This window comes from Candidatus Dadabacteria bacterium, from assembly GCA_026705445.1.
In the GTDB taxonomy this organism is placed as follows: Bacteria; Desulfobacterota_D; UBA1144; order Nemesobacterales; family Nemesobacteraceae; genus Nemesobacter.
Window position 1 is genome coordinate 1 of sequence record JAPPAR010000027.1, and the last position, 13,019, is coordinate 13,019.

A 13,019-nucleotide genomic window follows, 5' to 3' on the forward strand; every position below is an offset into this window, starting at 1 on the left:
TCCCTATGTTGGTGATACTTTCGTGGAAGCCGTCGGGAAGCCTGATGTAGGTGGCGTAAACCCCCGGCTTGGGAAGAATCTCCCATTTGGTCTCAATGTTAATCGTAGGAAAACCCAGTTTTCTGCCTCTTCTCTCACCTTCCACTACGACGCCCTCTATGTAGTAATCGTAACCGAAAAACCGGTTCGCCTCGCTGATTTCCCCGTCTTTTACAAGGTTCCTTATAGCGCTGCTGCTTACCACCTGATCATCTACCCGAGCCACTTCTGCAACTACCGTATTAAAGCCATAGGTTTCTCCCATGGAACGGAGGAGATCGACATTCCCCTTTCTTTTGTGTCCGAAAGAAAATCCCGGACCCACTACTATGTCCTTTATCCTGAGACGCTCAAGGAGGATATCTTTTATGAAATTCTCCGCGCTTACCTTTGAGAGCTCACGGGTGAAGTTAAGACAGATAACCGCATCAATCCCAGTAGCCTCAAGCATCTCGAACCTCCACCCTAACGGGAAGATGAGAGAAAGTTCCTTTCTGCCGAGAACTTTCTGCGGATGGGGATTGAATGTAATTACGCAGGAACGTGTTGAATTTTCCCGCGAACGGAGTTTTGCAGCCTCTATTATCTCTTTGTGTCCGAGATGAATGCCGTCAAAATTTCCAATGCCCGCCGAGGTCTCGAAATCCAGAGGCTGCTTGGGATCAACAATAATCTTCATGTTTTCCGAAAACCGATACCGTAAAAAACAAATACCCGCCGGAGGCGGGGAAGGAAAGAATGCAATATTAGCATCTAATGCTTACTAGATTACATTCAGTTTTGCCAATTTTCAAAAGGAACTTATCTATTCTTTCTTGATCTAATTTAGGGGAATGAAAAAATTCTTCCTAGTTAATAAAAGCATTGTCTTTGTATGGTTACTAACCGAGAAACTATTCCGTTAAGCTGGATGCAACTTTCTCTACCTCTTCCAGAAAGACGGCATAAGTAGCACCAGAACCGTGTAGAGTTCAAGTCTTCCTATGATCATTGCCAGCGATAAAATGATTTTCGTAGGCGACCCAAGGTGGGCATAATGATTTGCCGGACCAACCTCATCAAAAGCAGGGCCAACGTTGGTTATGGAAGCAGCCGCAGCCGAGACGGCAGATTCCAAAGATATGTCCTCAAGCATAAGAACCACAAAAGCAATGAAGCCGCAAAGAAGAATGTAAAGGATAAAGAAGCTTGTTATGCTTGCGACCGCCTTCTCGTTTATTGTCTTTCCCCCTATGGTTATTGGAGAAACCACATTCGGATAAACGAGTCTTCGTATCTCTCTATGTGCTTTTTTGAAAAGCACCATAATTCTCAGCCCCTTTACCGACCCGGAAGTCGACCCCGCGCACGCGCCGAAGAACATCAGCATGAAAATCACCCATTTCACGAAAGCCGGCCATGCGTCAAAATCCGTGGTGGTAAATCCGGTTGTGGTGATAATTGAAACCACCTGGAAAGAAGCGTAGCGCAGGGACTCGGAGAAGGTTCCGTAAACACCGGTCTGGATGAGCTCTAGAGCAATGAACATCGTCGCGGCAATTACAAAGAAGAGATAGAACCGAAACTCGGAGTTCCTCAGAAGCTTCCCCGGTCTCCCGGTAAAAAAGTAGAAATGAAGTAGGAAGCTAGTTCCGCCTAGGAACATGAAAAGCGTAATCAGCCCTTGTATGTAGCCGCTGTCATAAGCCCCTATGCTTGCATCCCTACAGGAAAAACCCCCGGTCGAGAGGGTGCTGAAAGAATGCGTCAGAGCTTCGAAAAAACTCATTCCGCCGAAAATGAGAAGCACCGTCAACACGGCAGTAAGGGCAATGTATACAATCCAGAGTTTCTTGGCCGTCTCGGCTATTTTGGGAGCGAACTTCTCAGTAGTCGGTCCCGTGGTCTCAAGCCCCATTAGCTGCGCCCCGCCGACAAAAAGTCTGGGGAAAATCGCGATTCCCAGAACTATTATTCCCATGCCGCCAAGCCACTGAGTAAAGTTCCTCCAGAAAAGAATTCCCTTGGGAAGCCACTCAATGGACACAAGCGCGGTGGCTCCTGTGGTTGTAAAACCCGCGGTCGATTCGAAAAGCGCGTCGACCGGGCTGGCGAACACCCCGTAAACATAATAAGGAATGGCGCCGAAAATGCTTGCAAAAATCCAGCAAAGCGCCGCAATCAAAAAACCTTCTCTTCTTCGTATTTCAGTCGGAGTTTCAGGAATGCGGCAAATAACCATAAGCGCAAGACCAGCAAGTGATGTTATAAGCGCTGAGATCAGGAAAGCAGAGAGATCGTCCTCCGGGTAAAAAAGCGTGCAGACAGCCGGCACGAGCATCAGCAGCCCGAGATACATCACGAACTTTCCCGTGATCTGAAAACAGAACCTAACGTTCACGAAACCAGTATCTCTTCAACCTTTTGCACGGCGGTCGGCAGGAAGAACACCACCAGACGGTCCCCGACCTGCGCGGCGAAATCCCCGCCGGGGAATATCGGCTTCCCGTCCCTTATGCAAACGCCTATGACCGAATCGTGCGGCATTTTGCACTCAGAAAGGGGTATCCCGAGAATCTTAGTATGCTCGGTTACATCAAACTCGAGAATCTCTCCCGCTCCCTCGTAAAGAAGCGCTATGTTAGCCTCTCCACCGAGATGAAGCGAGTTCAGGATACCATTCGCCACAGCCATGTTCGCGCTTATGGCCCTGTCGATACCGATAGCTTCGAGCACTTCCACGTAATCGGGATTCGAATAAAGTACGGTGCATCGATCAATGCCGAGATTTTTCGCGAGAAGCGCGCTGAGAACATTGTTTTCATCGTCGCCGGTAAGCGCAAGCAGGTAATCGCTTTTTTCAACTCCGGCTTCTTTAAGTATCTCGAGATCGGTTCCGTCACCTTCAAATACCATCACTCCGACAAGCTCCTCGGCCGCAGCCCTGGCCCTTTCATGATCGCTCTCAATGAGTCTTACGGAAAGTCCATTAGCGTGAAGTGCGGAAGCCACTTCGCACCCCACCCTGCCCGCGCCGACTATGATAACGGAGTGGACCTTCTGGATTTTCAGGTTAAAAAGCTTTTTAAGCTTCTCAAGTGCCGAAGGAACCCCAAGAGCAAATACAAAATCTCCCGGGCGAAGTTCCGTATCTCCCCGCGGAATAGTTATCTTGTGATCCCTCTGCAACCCGACGAAAGTCCAGTTCCTTGGACTGCTAACGAAATTTTTCAGCTTCTCGTTTATTATGGGCACCCCTTCATCCACCCGGAGTTTGAGAAGCTCTATCTGTCCGCTTGCGAAAAACTCCACCCTCCCCGCGAAAGGAGCGCTTATAAGCGCGCTTATCTTCTCCGAGATTATACTGCTTGAGCTTATTAGCGAGATGTTCGAGTCTTCTATGACTCTCTGGTACTCGGCATACTTCGCGTTTTTTACCTCGGCAACGATCTTCTTGACCCCCGAGGCATGGGCGATAAACGAGGCAAGTATATTCGTTCTGTAATCTCCGGTAACCGCAAGAACTACATCGGCCTTTTCTATCTCCGCCTGTCTCAGGACAGCGGGATCGTCCCCGGTTCCCTCAATTGCCAAGACATCCTGGGTTTCCTTGGCCTTGGCTATGAGTTCCGCGTCTTTCTCAATAACCACAACTTCCTGGCTCTTGGAAAGCTCCTTTGAGAGGAAATTTCCAACCTGCCCCAGACCTATTATCAGAATTCTCCGCATAGCAGCAAATTAACCCCGCGCACGCTCCACCAAGACGCCACCTGAGAGCTGGAACAGCCTTATCCCGAAAACAACCACTAACAGCAAGGCCACAAGCTGCGCCTGGGAAAGACCCCCTATAAAGCTCGGAGTAGTCTCCCTTATAAACTCGATCAGAAATCTTTGGGTGCCGAGAATCACGAACCCCACTGCCGAGACAAAACCCGTGGGATGGTTTTGGGTTCTGATTTTCCAGAGAAAGGCAAAAAGCAAGGCCATAAACAAGGTATCGTAGATCTGCGTGGGATGGACACTGACGACTCTCTCGGAAAAAGAAACTGCCCAAGGCAAGGAGCACACGGTTCCGTAATCGCAGCCGTTGAGAAAACATCCTATCCTTCCGACCCCGTGACCAAGGATAAGTGCGGGGCATACTATATCGAGAAGCACTTGGAAATCCGTTTTTTTAAGGCTTGAAACAATCCACAGGGCACAAAATACCCCGACCAGACCTCCTACCGAAGCGTACCCCGAGGCGAAATAGCGCGCCGGGTTAGCAAGAAATTCGGTCAAAGTGACGTTCTGGTAAAGAAAAAGGATCTTGGCTCCCACAAGCCCGGCGATAAAGCACGCAAGCAGGAGAGTAGAAGGAAGTGTCGGGTCCATTTTCCTGCGGCTTACATCCGCGGAAACCACCCAGTAACCAACCAGATATGCGAGCGCGAGAAATACCGAATACGAATAGATGACCAGACCTCCGCCGAGATCTAAGAGTACCGGATACATATGGTGTCTCCCTGGATTACTCTTCTTTCAGAAGAGAATCCAAGTTTAGCAGGGGTACAGCGTCGCCACCCGAGAATCTGGGAAGGGTGCCGTCCCACTTCTCCGCTATTCGAAGTTGAATAATCTGCGGGTTGTTCCGAAGCGCCTTGGCTTCTCTCTCGATCGCCGCGGCTCTTGCCTTGGAAGCCACTTCTATCTCGAAAGCCTGGGCGCTTGCGGCGAGCTTTTTCTCCTCCGCGGCGGCTTCAGCCTGAGTTACTCTTCTTATTTTCTCGTTTTTGGCCTGAAGCGCTTCCTGCTCCGCCTTTACCTTGAGTTCAATCGCCTTGTTGAACTCATCCGAGAAATCAAAGTCCGTTATGGCGATGTTGGCTATTCTAAGAGCATTGGGAGAAATCCCCTTCTCGTCCAGAGTAATTGATATGAAATTGTTTATGGCCTCCTGTATCTCGACTTTTACCTCGGCCCTCTTGGTAACCAACTGCTCGGCGGTGTACTTGGCCGTAATGGCCTTTACGGATTCCTGTATCGCGGGTTCTATGAGCGTCAGCGACACAGTATTTCTTTTCCCTATCTTCTGAAATATAACGGGAGCAAGTTCTCCCGTAATGGAATACTGGAGAGTAACTTGAGTCTGTACCGTCTGAAGATCCTTGGAAGCAGAAACAGCCTTGGCACTCGCCGCGGTAAGACGGATATCGATCTGTTCAACCTTATCCATGAAAGGTTTTTTCATATGGAATCCTTCGGGAAGCGCCTTGGGCTGGACGGCGCCAAGGGTCCGCACGACACCAACATGTCCGCTTTCCACTATCACGAAAACCCCCGTCACCAGAAAAAACAGCAGGATAAAAATTATCGGGTAAAAAATATTAAGTTTGGGCAACTGCCGCCTAACTCTCATAAACATACCTCCGTTATATGCTACGTGCTCATAACATTATAACAACAGTTATCCGAAAACATAGACCCATAAAAAAGTCTGGATCCTGAGGTTCACTGGAGAGCCTCCCTTGCATCTTTTATGAAAAGGCGGGGCTCCCTCTCCCCGCTTCGGACATTAAAGCGCAGAGAAAAGACCAGGTCCATTTTTTCGGGGAGGCGTTTTTGGGAAGCGTAAAACCAGATGCAGCTGAACACAGGACCGTTTTTTTTCACTCTGAACATGACATGCTGGTTCTTAAGCAGGTTCTGACTCACCACAGAAACGGCCTTCGAGAGAAAAAGGGGTTCGGGATTTCCCTCTCCGAAAGGCGATAGGCTTTCAATCTCAGAAACAAGGGTGTCATCTATGGAAGCAAGGCTTATTTCTGAGTCTATATTAAGCTTGCTCTCAGGTTTCTGGCCGCTTTTTTCAAGTTCTTCTAAAAATCGCTCCCTGAAAAGATCGACCTTCTCCTCAAGAATCGTCACTCCTGCCGCGTAGGCGTGTCCGCCGAACTCAACGAGAAGATCTCTGCACTTTGAGAGAACGGAAAATATGTTGATTCCTCCGAAGGACCTCCCGCTTCCTCTGCCCACGCCCTTTTCGTCTACCGAGATGAGAAAAGCGGGTTTTCCGTAAGATCCGGCCAAGGAAGAAGCCACGATACCTACGACTCCCCTGTGCCATTCGCGAGACGAAAGAACAAGGGAATTGCTATTTGAGTACTCGGGAACCGACTCAACCATCCGGGTCGCGTCGTTCAGTATTCTTTCTTCAATACCGCGACGCTCGGAGTTGCGTTTGTCAAGAAATTCCGCGAGCAAGAAAGCGTCCTCTTCGCTGTCGGCAAGAAGAAGCTCAACCGCCTTGTCCGCGGAATCAAGCCTCCCCACCGCATTTATCCTGGGACCGAGACGAAAGCCGAGATCAAATACCTCTATGCCGTCGCTTATGCCGCTTACCTCTTTAAGGGCCCACAGGCCCAGACGCTTGGGACTCCGCATTCTTTTAAGACCTTCTTTCAGCATGACTCTGTTCACATTCCCCACCGGTACGCGGTCAGAGACGGTCCCAAGCGAAACAAGATCTAGAAAATCTCCCATGTTAGGTTCCTCGACGGTCTCGAAGAATCCATCCTCCCTCAGGGTTCTTCTAAGGGCCAGAGCGAGGTTAAACGCTACTCCGACGCCCGAAACCTCTTTTCCCGGGTACCTGCAGTCCGCCTGACGGGGATTGAGAACGGCGACAGCCTCGGGCAACTGGCCACAGAAGTTGTGATGATCCGTAACTATGAAATCCATTCCCAGCGCGCGCGCCTGCGCCACTTCATCCACCGCCGTGATTCCGCAGTCAACCGAGATTACGAGGTTTACCTGCCTCTCCTTAAGATCGCGAAGCGCCTTGGAGTTCACTCCGTAACCCTCTTTGAACCTGTCGGGAATATAGTAGGTAACGTCGCAGCCGAGGGCTCTCAGAAAACCCGTCAGAAGAGAGGTAGCCGTGACGCCGTCAACATCGTAGTCTCCGTAAACGGCGATTTTTTCCTTTTCGTAAACGCACCTGCAAAGGCGCGCCACCGCCTCCTCCATGCCTTTCATCAGGAAGGGGGAAGGCAGGTCCGAGAGGGACGCGGAAAGAAACGCCTCGGCGTCTTGAGCGGAATTTATTCCCCTATTTACCAGAAGTCCCGCGGTTATCGGCAGGATGCCGAGCTTTGCCGAAATCCTCTCAACCGGCCCCTTAGCCGGTTTTGCCACTACCCATTTTCTTTTATTCATAAGAATTCCGCGGAGAAGAGTTCAGGAAGAGACGCTTTCTTTTCTCAGGTGCTCAGCCAGTCCCAAAAGCCCGAGGTAATAACTGTGCGCCCCGAAACCCGATACCACGCCGAGCGATACTCCCGAGACAAACGATTTCTGCCTGAAGTCCTCCCTTTTGTATATGTTGGAAATATGAACTTCCACAACAGGCATTCCGGTTGAGAGTATGGCGTCCCTTATGGCTACACTTGTATGTGTATAGGCACCGGGGTTTATGACTATTCCGTCGAACTTCCCGTAGGCATCCTGTATGGCGGTGACTATCTCCCCCTCTGAATTCGACTGGAAGAAGCAAAGTCCGACATCTCCGCCCACAGAATCGGTTTTCGAAGAAAGAAAAGATTCAATCTCAGAGAGGGTAAGACTTCCGTAAATCTCAGGTTCCCTCTTGCCCAGCATATTGAGATTCGGACCATTTACGACAAGGATTTCCATGGGACAAAATACCGAGAGTAATGATAATTAAAAGGCTGAGAAAAACCAAGCGAGGTCGCCATTCAGTCTTGCTCAATTGAGAAGAAAATGCCTGTTTGCAGGGGACGTTACCGCAAGGCGGGAACCTTTCCCGGGATGTTCATCCTTGTATGCCCTTACTCGATAACAAAAACGTCATCGCCGATTTCTTCTCCGATTTCCGTGTTCCTGCGGATAATGTCGGCAAGCTTCGTTTCCCGCACTTCTTTTAGTTCCTCCGGCGACAAAGTGCGCTGGTACCAGAAACGGTCGCCATCGCGCAATACCCTGAACTGGTGGGATATGATCGTGTGAAAAAGCTCGCCGAGCATGGATTTACCATAACGATCTTCGACAATTCCCGCACTCCAGATATCCATGTTGTCCGTATTGTCCGTACCATCTTCACTGGTTCCATAGGCCTCGCGAAGCCTTCTCTCTACATCCGGGTCGGAAGTTATGTAGGAGAAACTTTCCTTCCGCTCAAGTCCAAGCTCTTCACGCATGTCGTTGTAGCTCGGCAGCCCGTGATCCCTGCCGCGGTGAATGTTGAGGGTTACAAGATCAAGACCCTGAAGCGACGGTGCTCCAGTCGGGAATATGTCTATGAACAGGAAGTTTCGGACGTCATCAACGATGAAAGCATCCACTCTCTGGTGCTTGCTGGTAGCAAAACCTCTGAGTATCGAGTCGATACCCTCGTCCTCAACTATCTCCGGTTTGAAAAAAGCATCTTTCAGTGCCACCGCCCGGGTCTCATTGCCCTGTGCGTCGACAAGTGGAATTTCCGGATCAAGGAAAGTGTGCCCTACCCGGAAGGCGGCGGAGGTGAATACATTCGCAATGCCTGAGGGAGTTGAATCATCATAACCAGAGTAAGGAGGGAGAGCGTCGGGTCCCAGCAGTCGGGGCAGAAATTCATTATAGGTAATCGCCTGTATTTGGGCTCCGATTATCCGTCTTGTTCGCTGGTAGATTTCCTCACCGGACAAATCGGGGTTCTGCGAGGCAATTTCTTCGGCAAACCTGTTATGCTCACGCATGAAAAGCGTCTGGATTGAGAGAATACCTATATTCTCGTTAGCCCGTTCATCCCCTGCAAGGAAAAAAGTTGAGAACTGGAAACGAGAGTTGCGGAACTGCTGCTCATTATAGGGCAGAAAGTTCCCGTCGGATGTCTTGAGCTTGCCAGTTCCATCGTTTGTCCGTAACGCGTTCGCACGTATCGTATCGGAGCCGTAAACGGTCGACGCGTCAATCCATCCTGTGACTGCATTTATTTGCTGGCGAGGATTATCGATTGCCGTGCCTGTATCAGGATCATGTACGGAGCGATTGAAAAATATTTCAGCCGTGCCCGTTCCCTGTGGATCAAAGATTTCGTCGCCATTGGGAATCTTAATGTTGGCCGGGTCGTTTCTGAAATCATCTGTAAAAGTGACATCATGGTCAATGAACTGCCCCCACAGCCACATGAAATTGGTTGTTGAGTCCGGATTGGAAATCAGTTCTTCCTGAGAGTGTACAATGTTGCTGATGTTTCTGGGATTGGGGCGGCGCGGTCCTGCAAAAGAACTTATTCCGTCAGCGTAGGCGGGCCGGGCAAGGCGAACGAATTGAGCGCCAGCCTTATTCATCTGCGGACTTCTTAGATTGTTGCCACTTCCATCAATAGTTCTGTATTCGGTCCTTCCGGATTCATTCCCGTTCCCGCCTGACCCGCAGGAACTCATCGGCACGGCGAAAAGAGCGCAAAGCAATAAAATACTGAGCAAATTCAGATGCTGCGGAGACAGAAAAGACCAATTCATCTCAGCAGGCATTTCCATGATTTTTCCTATGCTGCGCACCCCGTCTGCCTGCCAGAAAAATCAGGAGCAGCACAAAAAACGTCAGAGCGAACTCAGGGATACCGTTGTTGAGTCCGCTGCCCGAAGCAACAAAGCATCCTCCACCGCTTTCCCCTTGGGCAGGTTCACTTCTCTGTACCGGCACCGGTTCACTTGTCAAGAGGGTTACAATTCCAACGCAGTTATCGCTATCGCTGTCCGTAAAATCTATACTTCCAAGCCACTGCTCAAATCCTTCGTCTTGGGGAATACACAAATCGGTCCCGCTTATGTCAAGAAACTCAAGCCTACCATTCATAACAGACAGCGGAATTTCTCCACTCAAATCTGGATTGTCCGACAGATCAAGCTCCTCAAGAACCGAAAGGGCCCATATCGCTTCCGTGGTATATCCTCTTAACCCAACCCCTGACAGATCAAGTCCGCTTATCCTGTCGTTTCCATTTACTTCAACCTCACTCCAGCCTGAATAATCGAAAACCGCATCGTCTTCTGTAAACCAGTCCGTAAGCACGGAAACTCCGTTAACCTCTTTTATCTTTCTAAGCGCCGCTCTGTCCACTTTTTTTCCGAGTTCGTCGGGAATCGTTCCCCATAAGTCTCCCTTGTTGCCCCATAAAGCAAGTTCTTCAAGTGATTCAAGGGCTCTAAGCTGTGCCACGGGAATAGCTCCCTCAAGCTTGTTATTGTTCATGTAGAGAACCTTAAGCTTCCCAAGCTCCCCTATATCCCCGTTGATCCCTCCCTCAAGGTTGTTGTCTTCAAGTATAAGCCCCGTTACCCTGCCCTCCAAGTCAGCAATAACTCCGTACCAAGTGGTAACTGGCGCCCCGGTGACCCAGTTGTCCTGCCGGGTCCATCTTCCTCCCCCGGCCACGTTGTATATAGCCACAAGTATCCTGCGGTCCAGACTTGGCTCATCGTCGGAATCACCGGTATCAGGAACAGTTGGCGGCGGGCTGTCATTATCAGTTGCAGGCAGATCGTCATCATTGTCTTTGACAGTAACAGAGGCACTATAATAGATTGGAGACACTGAGTAACTCTGCCCACTGCTTGTCACTGTCACCTTGATAACCCCGTCCGGTTCGTCCGTACTGTCATCCATAGTCCTTATGGTGAGGCTGCCTGTGCCCCCGGTGCCGATAGTCACACTCCGTGATCCTGTCTGCCCGCTTCGTGCGAAACTTCCGGACTCTCCAACACTGACCTTTACGGTAATGCTGGCTGTCGGCGCAGGGCTTGCATTCAGAGTGAAAGTTGCCGTTCCTCCCTCCGTTACGGCGGAACCGCCTGAAATGCTTACAGTCGGTACGTCATTATCTTTGACCCTAACGGATGCGGAACCTGGAGATCCCACGCTGTAGCCGTTTCCACCTGCAAGCGTTGCCGTGATGCTGCCGTTCGGCTCGTTCCTGTTGTCGTTCTCCGTCGTTACGGTAAGACTTGCCCTGCCCCCGGTGCCGATAGTCACACTCCGTGATCCTGTCTGCCCGCTTCGTGCGAAACTTCCGGACTCTCCAACACTGACCTTTACGGTAATGCTGGCTGTCGGCGCAGGGCTTGCATTCAGAGTGAAAGTTGCCGTTCCTCCCTCCGTTACGGGGGAGCCGCCTGAAATGCTTACCGAAGGCAAGCTAGGCGTTGGAGGCTTAGGCGGCGGTGCCGTCACATCCTCGGATTCAATAACAACATCAAAGCTTTTGCTGCTTGAGTGCGGGTCCGCTCCGCCTCCCACATTCGTACGCAGACTGCTATGATCAAAACCGTTGGTTCCGCTGCCGTCAGGACCCAGCGCCACGGTCAGCGTTTCGTCATTTTCAGTGTGAGCATCATCGCTCGGAGTCAGAATCAGGGTGGCGGTACTTGCACCCGCACCTTGGAAAATCACTGTCGGCGTTAATGTGTTGGCCCCCGCAAGGGTGACGCCCGTGTTAAGATCTCCGCCGCTTTTTTTGGACAGGCTCTCAAGATCGTCCGTGGTGACGCCAGATCCGGACAGTACCAGCGGTACGTCAATGCGCTCGCCCGCAACCAGATCACGGCCTAAGGTCACCGTAAACTCGGCGTTCTCCTTTGTCCCCGCACCGCCTTCGGCTATGGCCCCGGTATCGCTGCGTGCCAGACTCACCACCGTGGCGTCGTTGTCGTTAATTGTGATTTTGACCCGATTCCCGGTTCCGGCGGTGATACCCGCAGGAAGAGGACTGCCAAGCTCCAAAACCACCGTCTCAGTCGGCTCGTCATTGCTGTCATCAGTTACTTTAAACGTTGCTGTGCCGCTTTTGGTGTTGCTTTCAATGCTGACTGAGTTTGCTACCGTATAATCTCCCGACTGTGCTGTGGTTTGGCTGCTGTTTGTCCGTATTGGAATACTCAGTGCGCTGCTCGAGGTGTTACTGTTTCCCAGCGTGGCGGTGATGGTAATCGGCCCGCCCCCTTCGGTCTGGTTGACTGCCCCGGTTTGCTGTCCACCCTGTGCGCGGATATTCAGGTTCACCGGATTGATCAGTTCGAATTTCATCCTTGCCACAGGAGCGGTCGCACCTGAAAATTTGCCCTTCCCCTTAATGCTGGTGATTACCTGGTAAGGGTCGGATGGGAGATTGTTCAGAGTATATTCAGTCCCTTGCTCCGTGCCCGCGTCGTAGGGATAAAGATCCACCGTTCTGGAGGGAATGTAGTTCCCCTGGCTGTCAAGAAGAGAATAACTCGAGAGTCCTACGAACCAGTCCGGAGAGAGATCAAGCATAGTTAAACCAGTAAACAGGGGCGCTTCCTTGCATACTTTGATTTGTATGCTGAGTGTTTCCTCCCCGCCGGGATAACGACCTGGCGGAAAGGAACCCCACAGCGCCATGTTGCCGCCTGTAAAAGCGTCAATGAATTCATTAGTAAGGGCAAAGGTTTCGCCTTCTTCAGCCACAGCTTCCACAGCCAAGCTTGCCATGGATCCCGGGTTCCAGAATTTCACCTGGCTGCTATGCGTGCCCCAGACCACCTGAGTGAATCGCACATGAGGGCTTGGAAGACTCACTGGTGAGCTTTTTTTATTGAAATTGCCCTGGAAAGTGAATTTGTAGTAAACCGGGTCGTTATCGCAGAGAGCATAAACTGCTTCAGTCTCTGCGCCGAGAACTATGACGGCGAGGACAAACCCCAGCGCAATGCGGAGAAATCTGGAAAACCAGCTTCCGCGCGGTTCAGAACCTGGCAAAGAACTCTCCAAGGGGGTGGGTACGGTGGAAGCAAGTGCTGGAAGCTCAGAAATAAGCAAACCCTTAGGTTTTCAGGCACTTCTAAAAATACCCTTCCAGTTAAACTTCAAACAATAGTAATATACTCTCACCCCCCCCCCCGTCAAATTACAGGGTGGCTGTGTGTGTGGATACAAAACAATGCCGGAGGAAGGAAAGTGGAACAGCTGGATTTCGGAGAAGGGGACAGGTACGTGAGACT

General features: G+C 50.8%; 9 protein-coding genes. All 9 read right to left on the minus strand.

The window, feature by feature from the left end:
• Window positions 1-718 (minus strand): riboflavin biosynthesis protein RibF (gene ribF / locus OXG75_06550; GenBank protein MCY3625630.1); only part of this gene is annotated, 718 nt, incomplete at its 3' end.
• Between the two features lie 243 nt (window positions 719-961).
• On the minus strand, window positions 962-2,419 hold the full coding sequence (locus OXG75_06555; GenBank protein ID MCY3625631.1) for a TrkH family potassium uptake protein: 1,458 nt from the start codon (window positions 2,417-2,419) through the stop codon (window positions 962-964).
• Entirely contained in the window at window positions 2,416-3,747 is a 1,332-nt protein-coding gene (trkA, locus tag OXG75_06560; GenBank protein ID MCY3625632.1) for a Trk system potassium transporter TrkA, read from the minus strand. Before trkA ends, OXG75_06555 begins: the two co-directional genes overlap by 4 nt.
• Before the next feature lie 9 nt (window positions 3,748-3,756).
• Window positions 3,757-4,512 carry a prolipoprotein diacylglyceryl transferase gene (locus tag OXG75_06565; GenBank protein ID MCY3625633.1) on the minus strand — a complete coding sequence of 252 codons (756 nt, stop codon included), beginning with the start codon at window positions 4,510-4,512 and terminating at the stop codon, window positions 3,757-3,759.
• A 16-nt stretch (window positions 4,513-4,528) separates the two neighbouring features.
• Window positions 4,529-5,416 carry a prohibitin family protein gene (locus tag OXG75_06570; protein ID MCY3625634.1) on the minus strand — a complete coding sequence of 296 codons (888 nt, stop codon included), beginning with the start codon at window positions 5,414-5,416 and terminating at the stop codon, window positions 4,529-4,531.
• A 92-nt stretch (window positions 5,417-5,508) separates the two neighbouring features.
• The gene (gene recJ / locus OXG75_06575) at window positions 5,509-7,215 is read right to left on the minus strand and encodes a single-stranded-DNA-specific exonuclease RecJ (GenBank protein ID MCY3625635.1); all 1,707 of its coding nucleotides are present in this window, start codon (window positions 7,213-7,215) and stop codon (window positions 5,509-5,511) included.
• Between the two features lie 21 nt (window positions 7,216-7,236).
• Window positions 7,237-7,692, minus strand: coding sequence for a type II 3-dehydroquinate dehydratase (gene aroQ / locus OXG75_06580; protein ID MCY3625636.1), 456 nt, complete (start codon window positions 7,690-7,692; stop codon window positions 7,237-7,239).
• A gap of 155 nt (window positions 7,693-7,847) precedes the next feature.
• A complete protein-coding gene (locus tag OXG75_06585) occupies window positions 7,848-9,443 on the minus strand; it encodes a peroxidase family protein (GenBank protein ID MCY3625637.1) in 1,596 nt (531 codons plus the stop codon).
• Window positions 9,444-9,522: 79 nt separating this feature from the next.
• Window positions 9,523-12,777 (minus strand): spondin domain-containing protein, encoded by a 3,255-nt coding sequence (locus OXG75_06590; protein MCY3625638.1) that lies wholly within the window; start codon window positions 12,775-12,777, stop codon window positions 9,523-9,525.
• Between the last annotated feature and the right edge of the window lie 242 nt (window positions 12,778-13,019).

Coding starts and splice junctions, on each gene's coding strand:
- aroQ (MCY3625636.1), bottom strand. CDS start 7,692: ATGGAAATCCTTGTCGTAAATGGTCCGAATCTCAATATGCTGGGCAAG.
- recJ (MCY3625635.1), bottom strand. CDS start 7,215: ATGAATAAAAGAAAATGGGTAGTGGCAAAACCGGCTAAGGGGCCGGTT.
- OXG75_06585 (MCY3625637.1), bottom strand. CDS start 9,443: ATGAGTTCCTGCGGGTCAGGCGGGAACGGGAATGAATCCGGAAGGACC.
- OXG75_06570 (MCY3625634.1), bottom strand. CDS start 5,416: ATGAGAGTTAGGCGGCAGTTGCCCAAACTTAATATTTTTTACCCGATA.
- trkA (MCY3625632.1), bottom strand. CDS start 3,747: ATGCGGAGAATTCTGATAATAGGTCTGGGGCAGGTTGGAAATTTCCTC.
- OXG75_06565 (MCY3625633.1), bottom strand. CDS start 4,512: ATGTATCCGGTACTCTTAGATCTCGGCGGAGGTCTGGTCATCTATTCG.